General features: G+C 71.7%; 13 protein-coding genes. 11 read left to right on the plus strand and 2 right to left on the minus strand.

The window, feature by feature from the left end; genetic code table 11:
• The first annotated feature begins 7 nt into the window (after window positions 1–7).
• From ACZ68P_RS10745 to ACZ68P_RS10790, 10 genes are read left to right on the plus strand one after another with little or no spacing between them, the layout of a single operon-like run.
• Window positions 8–1,327 carry an ATP-grasp domain-containing protein gene (locus ACZ68P_RS10745; RefSeq protein WP_471005005.1) on the plus strand — a complete coding sequence of 440 codons (1,320 nt, stop codon included), beginning with the start codon at window positions 8–10 and terminating at the stop codon, window positions 1,325–1,327.
• Window positions 1,328–1,362: 35 nt separating this feature from the next.
• Window positions 1,363–2,694 carry a diaminobutyrate--2-oxoglutarate transaminase gene (locus tag ACZ68P_RS10750; RefSeq protein WP_471005007.1) on the plus strand — a complete coding sequence of 444 codons (1,332 nt, stop codon included), beginning with the start codon at window positions 1,363–1,365 and terminating at the stop codon, window positions 2,692–2,694.
• A gap of 20 nt (window positions 2,695–2,714) precedes the next feature.
• Complete coding sequence (locus ACZ68P_RS10755) at window positions 2,715–3,989, plus strand: ATP-grasp domain-containing protein (RefSeq protein WP_471005009.1); 1,275 nt, start codon at window positions 2,715–2,717, stop codon at window positions 3,987–3,989.
• Window positions 3,990–4,031: 42 nt separating this feature from the next.
• Entirely contained in the window at window positions 4,032–5,312 is a 1,281-nt protein-coding gene (locus ACZ68P_RS10760; RefSeq protein ID WP_471005011.1) for an MFS transporter, read from the plus strand.
• Complete coding sequence (locus ACZ68P_RS10765; protein ID WP_471005013.1) at window positions 5,309–6,559, plus strand: ATP-grasp domain-containing protein; 1,251 nt, start codon at window positions 5,309–5,311, stop codon at window positions 6,557–6,559. Before ACZ68P_RS10760 ends, ACZ68P_RS10765 begins: the two co-directional genes overlap by 4 nt.
• A gap of 2 nt (window positions 6,560–6,561) precedes the next feature.
• On the plus strand, window positions 6,562–6,903 hold the full coding sequence (locus ACZ68P_RS10770; protein ID WP_471005015.1) for a hypothetical protein: 342 nt from the start codon (window positions 6,562–6,564) through the stop codon (window positions 6,901–6,903).
• 56 nt (window positions 6,904–6,959) lie between these two features.
• Window positions 6,960–7,901: an NAD(+) diphosphatase gene (gene nudC, locus ACZ68P_RS10775; protein WP_471005017.1), complete on the plus strand. Its 942-nt coding sequence runs from the start codon at window positions 6,960–6,962 to the stop codon at window positions 7,899–7,901.
• A 49-nt stretch (window positions 7,902–7,950) separates the two neighbouring features.
• On the plus strand, window positions 7,951–8,358 hold the full coding sequence (locus ACZ68P_RS10780) for a rhodanese-like domain-containing protein (protein ID WP_471005018.1): 408 nt from the start codon (window positions 7,951–7,953) through the stop codon (window positions 8,356–8,358).
• An 11-nt stretch (window positions 8,359–8,369) separates the two neighbouring features.
• Entirely contained in the window at window positions 8,370–9,497 is a 1,128-nt protein-coding gene (locus tag ACZ68P_RS10785) for a DUF6421 family protein (RefSeq protein ID WP_471005020.1), read from the plus strand.
• A gap of 6 nt (window positions 9,498–9,503) precedes the next feature.
• Window positions 9,504–10,061, plus strand: a complete 558-nt coding sequence (locus tag ACZ68P_RS10790; RefSeq protein ID WP_471005022.1) for a GOLPH3/VPS74 family protein — start codon at window positions 9,504–9,506, stop codon at window positions 10,059–10,061.
• 52 nt (window positions 10,062–10,113) lie between these two features.
• Here ACZ68P_RS10790 and ACZ68P_RS10795 read toward each other — a convergent pair whose 3' ends face one another.
• Complete coding sequence (locus tag ACZ68P_RS10795) at window positions 10,114–11,313, minus strand: hypothetical protein (protein ID WP_471005024.1); 1,200 nt, start codon at window positions 11,311–11,313, stop codon at window positions 10,114–10,116.
• Between the two features lie 224 nt (window positions 11,314–11,537).
• On the opposite strand from ACZ68P_RS10795, the gene gcl reads away from it, so the two are divergent.
• Window positions 11,538–13,316, plus strand: a complete 1,779-nt coding sequence (gene gcl / locus ACZ68P_RS10800; RefSeq protein WP_471005575.1) for a glyoxylate carboligase — start codon at window positions 11,538–11,540, stop codon at window positions 13,314–13,316.
• Between the two features lie 223 nt (window positions 13,317–13,539).
• Here the strand turns inward: gcl and ACZ68P_RS10805 are convergent, their stop codons facing one another.
• On the minus strand, window positions 13,540–14,205 hold the full coding sequence (locus ACZ68P_RS10805) for a GmrSD restriction endonuclease domain-containing protein (protein WP_471005026.1): 666 nt from the start codon (window positions 14,203–14,205) through the stop codon (window positions 13,540–13,542).
• Between the last annotated feature and the right edge of the window lie 100 nt (window positions 14,206–14,305).

Consider the following 14,305-nt stretch of genomic DNA (forward strand, 5'->3'; position numbering starts at 1 on the left):
GAACGCCATGCCCCGCAGAAGAGCGTTCGTCCTCTTCGAGCTGATGAACGCCATGCTCCACACCGCGCAGGAGGCGAAGGCGCGCGGCTTCGACATCGTCGCCCTCAACCACAACCCGCTGTGCGCCACGGGCCCTTTCACCGTCCCGGACGGACTGGTCGACGAACTCGTCCCGATCGCCTTCTGGGCCGACACCCCCGCCCTCGACACCGTCCTGAAGGACCTGTCCTGCCGGTACGACATCGCCGGCACGCACAGCATGTTCGAGCCGACCCTGCCCCACCAGGCCACCCTGCGGCAGCTCGCCGGACTCCCGACGACCGACCCCGGCACCCTGCTGGGCATCCTCGACAAGACCCGGGTCCGCGCGACGCTGTACGAGGCGGGGCTCTCCGCCCTGCGCGGGGTCCCGCTCGACGAGGCCCTGGCCTGGGAGGAGTGGGAGTTCGTCGGAGCGGCCGTCCTCAAGCCCGCGAACGGCACGGGCAGCGCGCTCTGCTTCGAGGTCTCCACGCTCGCCGAGCTGCACGCCGCCGCGGAGCGCGTCCGCACCGCCGACGTCGTCAACCCGCTGATGCGGGACTACATCCGGGCGCACGGCGGCTTCGTCCTGGAGGAGAAGGCCGAGGGCGAGCTGCTCTCCGTCGAATCCGTGGTGCACCGCGGCGAGGTCGGCTTCGTCACCCTGACCGGGCGCTACGTCCTCGCCTCCGACCCGGTCGTCGAGCAGGGCATGCAGACCCCGTACCACCACCCCCACCTGTCGCGGCTTGCCGAGACGTCGCGGGCGGTCCACGAGTGCCTCGGCTTCCACCACGGCGGGACGCACCTGGAGTTCATGGTCGCCGGCGACGGCACCGCCGAACTCATCGACTTCAACCCGCGCCCCGCCGGGTTCGCCTCCCCCGTCTCCATCGGAGAGGCGTACGGGCTCGACTACGCGAGCGTCCTCGTGGACGTCGGGTGCGGCATCGCGCCCGACCTCGGCTTCACCGCCCGGCCGCCCCGGTACGCCGTCGAGATGGTGGTGCTGCCCCCGCCGGGCACCACCGAGTTCCGGACCATCCAGTTCCCCGAGGGCAGCATCGCCGCCCGCGCCACCAAGAGCCCGGGGGAGCGGCTCAGCGGCCGCGCCGACCAGCTCGACGCCGTCGGCATGTTCATCGTCACCGCGCCCACGGCCGCCGAGGCGCACCGGCTCGGCCTCGCGGCCCGCCGGGAGGTCGTCGTCAACGGCGTACGGCTCGGCGACAACCCGCACAACATCGTCGCCTTCTCCGAGTACATCGGCCGGGACCTGCCCGCGCCCGACGGACGGCGGCCGTGACCGCACCCGCACCCGCATGCGACAGAGAGGGAACCATGAACCAGGGCCCAGGCCTGGCCGAGGTGTTCGAGGACCGTGAATCGGCGGTCCGCTCCTACGCGCGGTCCTTCCCCGCCACGTTCGAGACCGCCAGCGGGGAGTTCCTGGTCAGCGCGGACGGCACCCGCTACCTCGACTTCCTCGCCGGGGCGGGCGCGCTCAACTACGGCCACAACCCGCACTTCGCCAAGCGGGCCCTCATCGACCACATGGAGCGGGACGGGCTGACCCACGGCCTCGACCTGGCGACCACCGCCAAGCAGGACTTCCTGGAGGTCTTCCGGGACCTGGTGCTCGCCCCGCGCGGCCTCGACCACAAGGTGCAGTTCTGCAGCCCGTCGGGGACCAACGCGGTGGAGGCGGCGCTCAAGGTCGCCCGCCTGGTCACCGGGCGGACGAACGTCATCGCCTTCGGCGGCGGCTTCCACGGGATGAGCACCGGCGCGCTCGCCGCGGTCGGCTCCGACTTCTACAAGCAGGGCCTGCGCCCGACGCTGTCCGGCGTGACCCACGTGCCCTACCCGGACTCCCCGATGGGGCCGTTCGACAGCCTCGACCTCCTCGACCGGCTGGTGGGCGACACCAGCTCCGGGGTCGAGAAGCCGGCCGCCGTGCTCCTGGAGACCGTCCAGTGCGAGGGCGGCGTGTACGTCGCCCCCGACACGTTCCTGACCGGGCTGCGCCGCTGGTGCGACACCCATCGGGTGCTTCTCGTCGTCGACGACATCCAGGTCGGCTGCGGCCGTACCGGCTCCTTCTTCTCCTTCGAGCGGGCCGGGATCGAGCCGGACCTGATCACCCTCTCCAAGTCGATCAGCGGATTCGGGCTGCCGATGGCGCTGCTGCTGCTCAAGCCCGCGTACGACATCTGGAAGCCGGGCCAGCACAACGGCACCTTCCGCGGCAACCAGCTCGCGTTCGTCGCGGCCGCCGCCGCCGTCCGCGCCCACTGGGCGGACGGCGCCGACCCGGCCTTCGGCGCGGAGGTGCGCCGCAAGGGCGAGCTGGTCGCCGACTTCCTCCGCCGGGAGGTCGTCGCACGGTTCGCCACGCGGCTGCGAGGCCGCGGCCTCATCCAGGGCATCGACCTGAGCGCCACGGGCATCTCCGGCGCCAAGGTCTCCCGCCGCTGCTTCGACCACGGACTGATCGTGGAGACCTGCGGCCGCGACAGCGAGGTGGTCAAGATCCTGCCCCCGCTGGTCGCGGAGGACAGCAGCCTGCTGCGGGGCCTGGAGATCCTCGTCGAGGCCCTCTACGACGAGGCGGAAGGCGCCGGCCGGCGCCCCGCGACCGACGGACGCGCCGCGGTGGCGGCGACCTCATGACGAGCGAAGGAGCGGCCCCCATGGACACCGACACCCCCCGTGCCCCCGGCAGCGGCGAGGGCGACGCGCCCGCCACGATCCTCATCATCGGCGGCCGCCTGGAGGCGCTGCGGAAGGCCAAGGACCTCGGTCTGCGGATCGTCTTCCTCCAGCACAAGGAGCGTCTGCTGCCCGGCCAGGCCGAGACGGCCGACGTGCTGCTGCTCGTCGACTACCTCGACTGGGAGGTGACCCGCCCGATCGTCCGCGCCGCCCACGAGGCGTACGGCTTCACCGCGGTCATGACCCTGGTGGAGCAGGCCACCGAACTGGCCGGCCGCATCAACGACATGCTGGGCTTCGACGGCACGTCGTACGAGGTGGCGCGCCGCTTCCACGACAAGCTGCGGATGCGCGAGTGGCTGCACAGCACCGGTTTCGAGTCGGTGGGCTGCGCCGAGGTCTCCTCGGCCGCCGACGTGCGCGACTTCGCCGGCCGGTACGGCTTCCCGGTGATCGTCAAGCCGCTGGACGGCACGGCGAGCCGGGGCATCGCCGTCATCCACGGCCCGGAGGAGGCGGACGAGGCGTGGGCGGAGCTGACCGGGCTGCGCGGCCGCGACGACCTGCCGATGGCCACCTTCTACCCCGTGGACCGCTTCATCGCCGAGGAGTACATCGACGGGGTCGAGTACAGCGTCGAGAGCTTCTCCTTCGACGGCCGGCACATCGTCGTCTCGATCACCGACAAGTTCCACGACGGCTGCGTCGAGATGGGGCACGCCCTGCCGGCGATCCTGAGCGACGAGGACGAGTCCACCATCGTGGACCACGTCGTCGGCTTCCTCACGGCCATGGGGCTGAGGCACGGCGTCGGCCACACCGAGATCAAGCTCTCCTCGAAGGGCCCGCGGATCATCGAGGGCCACGATCGGGTGGCCGGCGACCGGCTCCTGGACTTCATGGCCGTCACCCACGGCTTCGACATCGAGCGGTACGCCTCCGGCTGGCCGACGCGCGTCCTGCCCGCCCTCACCGACCGCCCGAGGCCCGTCCTCGGCGCCGCCACCAAGTGGGTCAACGGCGAGCCCGGCACGGTCGAGACCGTCGAAGGCGTCGAGGAACTGCGCGCCGAGGAGGGAGTGTTCGGCGTCGACGTCCACGTCCGTCCCGGTGACGTGATCGAGCCGATGAGCGACAACTTCGGCCGCCACGTCCAGGTCCTGGTCACCGCCGGCACCACCGCGGCCGCCATCGAGCGCATCGACGCGCTCATCGGCCGGGTGCGGGTCGTCACCCGCCCCGCCGCGGGCTGAGCCCGCGCGCCCCCCACGAGCCAACGAGAGAGAGCCGGGACAGTGGCAACCACCCTCGCACCCGAGACGGTATGGCAGAGACTCGGCATACCCCGACTGAAGGGCAACGGCAGGTTCGTCTCCGCGAGCCTCATCGACAGCCTCGGCACCGGGCTGATCATGGCGTTCACCCTGGTGTACTTCGCCAGGACGACCTCGGTCTCGGTGACGGCGATCGGCGCCGCGATGACCGTCGCCCGGCTGATAGCCCTGCCCGCGTCGCTCGTCGTGGGGCCGCTGATCGACCGCTTCAGCGCCCGCCGGACCGCCGCCTGGGGCAACCTCGTCTCGGTCGCCGGCTACCTCGGCTTCCTCATGGCCCACTCCGTCTGGCAGATCGTCGTCGTCGTCTTCCTGGTGCAGGTGGGCCACACCACCTACTGGACCTCCAGCAGCGGTCTGGTGGTGCTGGCCTCGCCGGAGGACCGGCGCACCAGCTGGTTCGGCTTCATGACGGCCCTGCGCAACACGGCGATGGGCATCGGGGGCGCGCTCGCTGCCTTCGCCTTCACGCTGGGCGAGGGAACCGCCCTGCACGCCATCGTGGTCGGGAACGCGGTCAGCTACGTCCTGGCCGCCACCCTGCTGTTCCTGTGGAAGCCGGTACGCCGGGAGCCTCCCGAGCACGCGACACCCGCCGGCGTCGGGGAGCAGGTGGAGCAGGCCAGGGCGAGTTACGCCACCGTCCTGCGGGACGTCTCGTACACCCTGCTCATCGGGGTCAACGCCACCCTGGTCTTCGGGCAGATGCTGATCAAGGTGCTGCTCGCGATCTACATCGTCGACGCGCTGGACCTGCCCGCCTGGACCGCCGGCACCCTGATCGTCGTCAACGCCGTCCAGGTCTCCCTCACCCAGACCCTCGTCTCCCGGCGGACCGAAGGGTCCCGGATGACCCGGGTCATCATGCTGGCGGCGGTGCTCAACGCGGCCGCCTTCGGCCTCTTCGCGCTCCTCTACACGACGCCCGACGCCGTCACCTACGCGGGACTCCTCCTGGCGATGGTCGTCTTCACGCTGGCCGAGGTCATCGCGTTCCCCGCCGTCGAGACGCTCAGCGTGTCGATGGCCCCCGCGCACATCCGCGGCCGCTATCTGGCCACCTACCAGTTGTCCTGGACCGTCGGCGAGGTCGCCGCGCCAGGTCTGCTCACGTTCCTGCTGGCCAGGGGAGAGGTCCTGCCGATGCTCTTCCTGCTCGGGCTGAGCCTGCTGGCGATCCCGCTGCTGCTGGTGCTGGAACGCCGAGCGCACACCACGAAGACGATCGGAGAGAACGCATGAGGACAGTCGCAGTGATATCGACGCGTGGCTTCGGAGTCTTCCGCCACGACCTGCTGGTCGAGCCGGAGAAGGTCCGCTTCGTCGGGATCTTCTCCGAGCAGGACAGCGCCAACGTCTCGGACGCCGAGCGGGCCTACTTCCACCGGATCCACGTCGTCCCGTGCGGCCTGGAGGACCCGTCGTACACCGAGTCCTCGATCGTCGACCCCGCGGCCACGCGGAGGATCGTCCGGGAGCTGGCCGCCGGAGCCGGCCCCGGCGAGCTGACCCTGCACTGCTTCGACGAGCGCAACCTGCTGCTGACGGCCGAACTGCGGGAGGAGCTCGGGCTCCCCGGGCCCACCTACGAGCAGCTGCTGCCCTACCGCGACAAGTGCCTGATGAAGGAGAAACTGGCCGGAACCGGCCTGCGCGTGCCCCGCTTCGGGCGCTTCGACCAGCGGGCCTTCCAGGACGATCCGGCGGTCTGCCTGGACCGTATCGTCGCCGACGTCGGCATGCCGTTCGTCCTCAAGCCGGTCGACGCCGCCTCCGCCGACGGGGTGTACAAGGTCTTCACGGCGGAGGAGTTCCTGGCCCTGCCGCGCGACCTCGGACGCAGCTACGAGTACGAGGAGCACATCGACGGCACCATGTTCAGCGTCAACCTCGTGGTCCAGGACGGGCGGACCGTCTTCGGCGGAGTGACGGAGTACCTGGTCAACTCCACCGAGGTGCAACGCGGCCGGGTCAACGCCGACATCAACCTGATCGACTCCGACCCGCGCGTCCCCCGCATGATCCGCTTCGCCGAGACGGTCCTCGACGCGCTCGGCAGGCTCGACGGCGCCTCCCACCTGGAGCTGTTCCACACCAAGGACGACGAACTGGTCTTCCTGGAGGTCGGCGCCCGCTTCAAGGGGCTCGCCGGGCTCGCCGCCATGCAGCAGAACTACGCCGTCGCGCTCCTCAACCTGGCCTTCGAGATCGAGGCCGGACTGGCGAGCCACCCCTGGGACCAGGAGCAGATGTACTGCTTCGACGCGGTCATGCCCAAGCGGCCCGGGATCGTCGCCGAACTGGTCGCCCCGGACGTGGAGAGCGAGGTCGAGATGAAGTGGAAGGTCCGGGTCGGCGAGGAGATCAGGCAGGGCGCCTCCCTCATCGACAACGGCGGCACGTTCCTCGTCCGCAACCACGACTACGCCACCCTCTACCGCGACTTCGAACGGCTCGCCTCCTACGAGCCCATCCGCTACGAGGACTGACCGTGCTCCGCAGACGACGCCACGACTCCGTCGACATCGCATCGGTCCGCTCCGCGGTGAAACGCATTGTCGAATCGGAGCGGTTCGACGGGTGGCTCATCGAGACCCCGGACCACGTCCTGGTCCAGATGTCCGCCCCGCTGGAGATGCTCGGATTCCAGCACTTCCTGACGCCCCCGCAGGACCGTCTGCTGGTCAGGGCCGCGCGAGTGGTGTGGGACGCTGTCGCCGGCCTCCTGGACGACTGTCCGGACGATCTGGCCGCCGCCTTCGCCGCGCTCGGCGCGTCCCTCGCGGACCGTGCCCGCGAGCCGGATCCCGCCACGGCGGGCGGCCAGGGGTGAGCCACCCACCCCCAGCCCCGGCCCTCGGCGGGGCGAGGAACGACAGGAGAACCTCCGTGCACTACACCGGGCTCGACATCGACCGGGCCGGCGGCCGACGCACCGACGCCGCGTGGATCACGGGCCTCGCCGCCCGGCCCGGCACCCGGATCGTCCCGCTCTGGCGCGACCAGTGCCTCGTGCGGGGCGGCGCGCCGGTCACCCTCGGAACGGTCGAGGCCCGCGCGCTCCTCGACGCGGCCCCCGAGCCGGTGTTCCTGGGCATGGACGGCGAGACCGCGATCCTCGCGGCCGACCTGTCCGGCCTGCCCCGGGAGGAGGCGCTCACCCTGGCGGGCGCGGACGCCGTCCAGGACGTGCGCGCCCTCGTGTCGACCATCGGGACGGCGGAGGCGGGTCTGTTCGCCTACGCCAGGGGCATCACGCACTGGATCCGCGAACAGCGGTTCTGCGGCGCCTGCGGCGGGCCGACCGACGGCCGCGACGGGGGACACGTGCGGGTCTGCCGGGACTGCGGCAAGCTCCTCTTCCCGCGGATCGAGCCCGCGGTGATCGTCCTGGTGGAGGGGGCCGGGGAGCCCCGGCGGTGCCTCCTGGGACGGCACGCCGGCTCCGGACCGGAGGCCTTCACCACCCTCGCCGGATTCGTCGAGATCGGCGAGAGCCTGGAGGACGCCGTCCGTCGCGAGGTCTTCGAGGAGGCCGGCGCGGTGGTCAAGGACGTCGTCTACCAAGGCTCCCAGGCATGGCCGTTCCCGGCCGGGCTGATGGTCGCCTTCCGCGCCGAGGCCGTCTCGGACGAGACGGCCGCCGACGGCGAGGAGCTGGTCGAGACCCGCTGGTTCACCCCCGCCGAACTGCGCGAGCACATCGAGGCCGGCCACGGCTACCGGCCGGACTCCATCGGCAAATTCCTCATCGAGAGCTGGATTGCGGAGAACGGGAACGCGGATGAGAACACCACGCAGAACACGGCCCCAGGCGGTCCGGAGCGGTGACGCCGAGGCGGCGGGCGGGGACTCCCCTTCCCGAGTTCCCGGTCCCGAGGTGCCCGGCTCGCGCGTCCTGGGCATTCCCGCCGCCGCCCCGGAGACGGCGCTCGGCTACTTCCTCACGGCGCGGCTGGCCTGTGAGACCGACCCCTACGACGTCCACCACGACCTGACGGCGGGGGTGACGGGTTTCGTCCTCGTCGACGCGCGGGCGACGGCCGCGTACGAGGAGGAGTGCCTGCCCGGCGCCCTCGGCCTGCCCCACGCCGACCTCACGGACGCCGTTCTGCGCGGGCTCGACCCCGAGCCGGTCTACGTCACCTACGGCTGGGGCCCCGCCTGCAACGCGGGCTCCAGGGCCGCCGCGACACTCGCGGCGGCCGGTTTCCGGGTCAAGGAGATGATCGGCGGCCTCGAGTACTGGAAACGGCAGAACCATCCCACGACGAAGGCGAGGCGGTAGCGGTGGTAGCGGTGTCGAACGAGATCAAGCCGGTCATCGACGAGGTCAACGAGATACGCCGCCGGATCGCCCCGGGAACGGACGTCACCAGCCCCGCGTTCCTCGCCGAACTCCTGCGCCACCTGGAGGAGACCGAGCACCTGCGCCACCAGCCGGCCGCACAGGCCTTCATGGACGACCTCCGTGAGGACCTGCGCGAGGGCCTGCCGGAGCGGCGGCTGAGCCGCACCAAGGAGCACATCAACATCGAGCGGGACCGGCACCTCTTCTCGCTCTTCAACGCCTCCTACTTCCCGCGCCTCTCCCTCGACTACCTCACCTACGAGACGCTGCCGACCCATCCCCATCTGGCCCGGCGCTACGGCAGCAACACCATGCCGGTGAACATCACCGCGTGCTCGGACGGCTTCGAATCCCGGGTGGTCGTCGCGCTGTTCCCGGAGAACCACATCGACGGCCGGCAGGACCCCGACGACCTCATCTTCTACTTCATCGACAAGTTCGTGGAACGGCACAACCGCGTCACGCGGAGGATGATCGACGAGGTGATGGCACCGGGCAGCTTCCCGCTCGTCCAGGGTGCCGACGACGACCTCGTCGAGGCGGCGTCGTCCTGGTGGGTGCGGCTGCACGAGTACCACCACCGGCAGGGCGACATGCCGATACCGGACTACCTCCACGCGAAGAAGCTGAAGCCCCTCGCCGGTCTCGAGGAGCTGCGGGTCGACGTCTCCTCGATGCTGGTGTGCCTGAACGACCCCGAACTCCCGGCGGAGGAGGCCCGTCGGGCGTACGAGTACATGCTCGCCGAGCGGCTGCTGCGGTACGCGGTGGAGGGCATCCCCCGGCCCAACTACGACGCCGTCGCCTCCCAGCTGCTCTTCAACTACCTCTCGCGGCACGGCGGGATCGCCCTGCGCGACGAGAAGATCCATCTCCGACCCGAGCTGCCCGACGTCCTCGCGGGCTTCCTGGGCGAGATCCAGGCCGTCGAGCGGCGGATCCACACCGCGTCGGTCGCCGAGGTGAAGACCGGGCTCCTGGACTTCACGAACCGGTACACCGACTACGACGAGGAGGCCGGGGACTACCGCCACATCCCCTTCTTCGCCGACGTCAAGCAGCGGCTCGGGGTCTGAGGGGCCGTGCGGTCGCTGCCGGCGGAGCTGGTGCTGCGGGCGAGCCACGACAGCCTGCGGTCACCGCTGCGGAGGACGGAGCTGGGCTACGCCACGGCGGGCGCGGCGCTGCATGAGCTGGCCCTGACGGGAAGGATCACCGCGGCGCCCGCCGGGATCCTCGTCTGCGGCGCGGAGCGCTGCCCCGACCGGGCGGTGGACCTGACGCTCGAACGCCTGCTGCTCGCGGAACGGGCCCGCGGCCCCCGGGCATGGGTCGAACGGCTCGGCGCCGAGCTCCTCGACGCCACGCGGTGCGACCTGGTGGCCGGAGGGCTGCTGGTGCCGGTGCGGCGGCGGGTGATGGGCGTGGTGCCGGTACGGGAGTACGTACCCGCGGGCGCACGGGACCGGGGCCAGGGGCGGCAGGTCGAGGGGTGGCGCGGGCAGGTCCTCGCGGAGCTGCTGGACGCCGTCCGTCACCCGTGCCGGGGCCGCCCCGGCCCGGCGGCCACCGGGCCGATCACCGACGCGGTGGCCTCGGCGATGAAGGCGGCGACGTACCGGCTGGCCTTCCCCGGGTGACCCGGCCGGCGCGCCGCGCGTCACCGGCCCGCGCGCCGACCGGGTCTCCGGGTCAGTGGGCGGTGGCGGAGATCAGCTCCTCGGCGTGCGAGTTGACGGCCTGCGGTGTCCCGGTCAGGTCGAGGACGAAGAGCGGGACGCCGAGGCCGTCGGCGCGGGAGCGTGCCTCGGGGGTGTAGCCCGCGAGGGAGAAGAAGACGCTCACGGCGGCGTTGCTGAGGCCGTTGAGCCAGAGGCACTCGACGGCGCGGAGCGTGGACGGCCGGGTGCTGGGGTCGACCTGGGCGACCAGGCCCGGTCCCCGGAGGTCGACGCCCGAGACGGACCGCTCCTCGGGCTGGACCACGTCCCGGAATCCCAGCCACCGCAGATACCCGGCCGACGCGGCGACGGCGTCGCGCGCCGTGCGGATGGTGACCGGCCGGAACACGTCCCGCCCGCCCGCGACCATCGGCACGATCCGTGGACCCGGGCCCTGACCGGCGGTGCCGTCCCAGCCGGCGAGCGGCGCGTCGCCGTGCGCGGCGGGGAGCGGCGACTCCTGGGCCGGTGGCGCGTCCGCACCGTCCCAGCCGTCGATCCGGCGGCCCGCACCGCCCTGGCCGTCCGCCGGGATCCCGCCGCCGAGCCGGACGTCACCGCTCCCGCCCCGCGCGGCCGTGGTCACCCCGTCCCGCCCGCCGACCTGCGGGCCCGCCTCGGGCAGCACCCCCGCGCCGCTCCGGCCGTCCGCCTGGACGTGGCCGTCGTGGCCGTCGTCGTCCCGGCCGGCGGCGCGCGGCCCGGCATCGGGGCGTACGCCCGTGCCGCTCCCGCCGTCCGTCCGCGCAGGGCCGTCGTCGTCCCGGCGGCCCCCGTGCTCCGGCCGGGCCGTCGACCCGACGCCCTCGCCCCGCAGCGCGTCACGGAAGGCGTCCTTCAGGCCGTCGTAGCCGCCGCCCGCACGGCCGGCGGCGTTCCCGAGGCCGTCGCCGGCCGGCCGGATCGCGTCCGGGGGACGGACGGGCACCCGCAGCACCGTGCCGCACGCGCAGCCCAGCTCCGGATGGGGCCATTCGTCCTCGCGGCCGCACGCCGTGCACCGGACCAGGACCCACTCGTCCGTCCAGTTGCGGTGCGTGATCGGCTCCGCCGTCGCCCCCGCGATCACCGGCGGCTCGACCGGAGTGCCGCAGACACACGGATAGACCGGTGGCGCGTAACTCTGCGTACAGAGGCATTCCGGACAGCGCACCGGTACCGACTCACCCACACCCACACCGAACCCCCTGTCGTCCGACCCCATCGTCCACCAATCCGGCCGTCCGGGGGAGGGAGTTCGGCCATCGGCCGCTCCGGCTCCCTTGACGGCTCTCCGCCCCTCGACCTACATTGCTTCCGTATAGCAGAACAATACTTCCGCATTACGGAAACAAGCTCGTCGAGCCGAGGAGCTTGGTTCCGCCTGGTCGAAGCAGGAGCCCTCCCATGCCTCGTATGACCGCCGCCGCAGCGGCCGTTGAGATCCTCAAGCGCGAAGGCGTCACCAACGCGTTCGGCGTGCCCGGCGCGGCGATCAACCCCTTCTACCGCGAGCTCAAGAACGTCGGCGGCATCAGCCACACCCTCGCCCGCCACGTCGAGGGGGCCTCGCACATGGCCGAGGGCTTCACCCGCGCCAAGGCCGGCAACATCGGTGTCTGCATCGGTACCTCCGGCCCCGCCGGCACCGACATGATCACCGGCCTGTACTCCGCGATCGCCGACTCGATCCCGATCCTGTGCATCACCGGCCAGGCCCCGGTCTCGAAGCTCCACAAGGAGGACTTCCAGGCCGTCGACATCGCCTCGATCGCCAAGCCGGTCACCAAGGCCGCCACCACGGTCCTCGAGGCCGCCCAGGTCCCGGGCGTCTTCCAGCAGGCCTTCCACCTGATGCGCTCCGGCCGTCCCGGCCCGGTCCTCATCGACCTGCCGATCGACGTCCAGCTGACCGAGATCGAGTTCGACCCGGAGACCTACGAGCCGCTGCCGGTCTACAAGCCGTCCGCGACCCGGGCCCAGGCAGCGAAGGCCCTGAACCTCCTGCTGGAGTCCGAGCGCCCGCTGATCGTCGCCGGCGGCGGCATCATCAACGCCGACGCCTCCGACCTGCTGGTCGAGTTCGCCGAGCTGACCAACATCCCCGTCATCTCCACCCTGATGGGCTGGGGCACCATCCCGGACGACCACGAGCTGGCCGCCGGCATGGTCGGCGTGCAGACGGCGCACCGCTACGGCAACGCGACGTTCCTGGAGTCGGACTTCGTCCTCGGTATCGGAAACCGCTGGGCCAACCGCCACACGGGCTACAACATGGAGGCGTACACCAAGGGGCGCACCTTCGTCCACGTCGACATCGAGCCCACCCAGCTCGGCAAGATCTTCGCCCCGGACTACGGCATCGCCTCCGACGCCAAGGTCGCCCTGGAGCTCTTCATCGAGATCGCCAAGGAGCTCAAGGCCGCGGGCAGGCTGCCCGACTTCGGCGCCTGGGCGGCCTCCGCGCAGGAGCGCAAGGCCACGCTGCAGCGCCGTACGCACTTCGAGAACATCCCGATCAAGCCGCAGCGCGTCTACGAGGAGATGAACAAGGCGTTCGGCCCGGAGACCCGCTACGTCACCACCATCGGCCTCTCCCAGATCGCCGCCGCGCAGTTCCTCCACGTCTACAAGCCGCGCCACTGGATCAACTGCGGCCAGGCGGGCCCGCTCGGCTGGACCATCCCGGCCGCCATCGGTGCCGCCACCGCGGACCCGGAGACCCCGATCGTCGCGCTCTCCGGCGACTACGACTTCCAGTTCATGATCGAGGAGCTGGCGGTCGCCGCCCAGCACAAGGTCCCCTACGTCCACGTCCTGGTGAACAACGCCTACCTGGGCCTGATCCGTCAGGCGCAGGGCGGCCTGGGCATCAACTTCGAGGTCAACCTCGAATTCGAGAACATCAACACCCCGGAGATCGGCGTCTACGGCGTCGACCACGTCAAGGTCGCCGAGGGCCTGGGCGTCAAGGCGATCCGGGTCACCGACCCGGAGAAGCTGGGCGAGGCGTTCGAGGAGGCCAAGAAGCTGGCCGTCGAGCACCAGGTCCCGGTCGTCGTCGAGGCCATCCTGGAGCGGGTCACCAACATCGCGATGAGCAAGACGGTCGACATGAGCGACGTCACCGAGTTCGAGGAGCTCGCGACCGAGCCCGGCCACGCGCCGACCGCGATCAAGGCCCTCACGGTCTGATCCACCCCTGGGGTGCCCGGACGGCCCCCGCCCCGCGAGCACCGGGGCGGGGGCCGCGGCGTGTCCGGAGCCCCGGAACACCGCCGCCACACCGCCGCCACACCGCCGGGACACCCCGGAACTTCGCACGACCGAGCCGACCGCGCGGCATCTCACCACGGCGCGCGGTCCTTCGGCATGCCCGCGGCCCACGACTCCTGGGGCCTACCCCGGCAGCCGCACGTCACCGCGGGGCCGGCGACCTCACCACGACCGTGTCCTCGCACGGCCCGTCGGCCAGCAGCTTGAGCGCCTCGACCTCGTCCTTGTCCGCGGACAGGCCCCACCGCAGCTTGGTGCCCACCCACTCGGCGGCGTAACGGCAGTACTGGCTGGACGCCGAGGGGATCCATTCGGCGGGGTCCCGGCCGGCCTTGTCCTTCTGACTGCGGGCGGTCACCGCGACGAGCGTGGCGGCAGCCCCCTGGTCGTTGGCGTACTTCTCCCGGCGCGCCGCGCTCCACCCCGACGCGCCCGACTCCCATGCCTCGCCCAGCGGGACGATGTGGTCGACGCGGAGCGCGGCGGGGTCGGTGACGCTCTGACCGTCGTAGTACGAGGTCCACCTGCCGCCCGTGAGCGTGCAGCCCGCGCCCGCCTTCGGGGCGTCGACGGCCTCCTCCAGGAGGACTTCGCCACGGGTGTCGCAGCCGTCGGCGGGATCGAGCCCGCGGTTCCAGTGCCGGAAGGCGGACGTCCGGAAGCCGGCCGCGTCCTCGGTGGTCACGTCGAGTTCGCCGAGCGCGTCGGGGAGCAGCCCGACGCTCGCGGAGAGGGCGGGGGAGGGGACGGCGAGCGGGGAGAGGATCAGGGCGAGCGGGGTGAGGCCGCGCATCAGGTTCTTGATCATGAGGCAGTGGATAGCCGCGCGGGCGGGGCGCGCGCGGACGAATCGCGGGGGCGTTCGCCCGTGAGGGTGTCGATCTTCACCGCAGAAACGATGCGCTGAC

It is taken from the genome of Streptomyces sp. NPDC036822 (assembly GCF_055609145.1).

What these genes read in the sequence shown, in the direction of transcription:
- ACZ68P_RS10755 (WP_471005009.1), top strand. Translation starts at nt 2,715, where the DNA reads ATGGACACCGACACCCCCCGTGCCCCCGGCAGCGGCGAGGGCGACGCG.
- ACZ68P_RS10745 (WP_471005005.1), top strand. Translation starts at nt 8, where the DNA reads ATGCCCCGCAGAAGAGCGTTCGTCCTCTTCGAGCTGATGAACGCCATG.
- ACZ68P_RS10765 (WP_471005013.1), top strand. Translation starts at nt 5,309, where the DNA reads ATGAGGACAGTCGCAGTGATATCGACGCGTGGCTTCGGAGTCTTCCGC.
- ACZ68P_RS10805 (WP_471005026.1), bottom strand. Translation starts at nt 14,205, where the DNA reads ATGATCAAGAACCTGATGCGCGGCCTCACCCCGCTCGCCCTGATCCTC.
- ACZ68P_RS10750 (WP_471005007.1), top strand. Translation starts at nt 1,363, where the DNA reads ATGAACCAGGGCCCAGGCCTGGCCGAGGTGTTCGAGGACCGTGAATCG.
- gcl (WP_471005575.1), top strand. Translation starts at nt 11,538, where the DNA reads ATGACCGCCGCCGCAGCGGCCGTTGAGATCCTCAAGCGCGAAGGCGTC.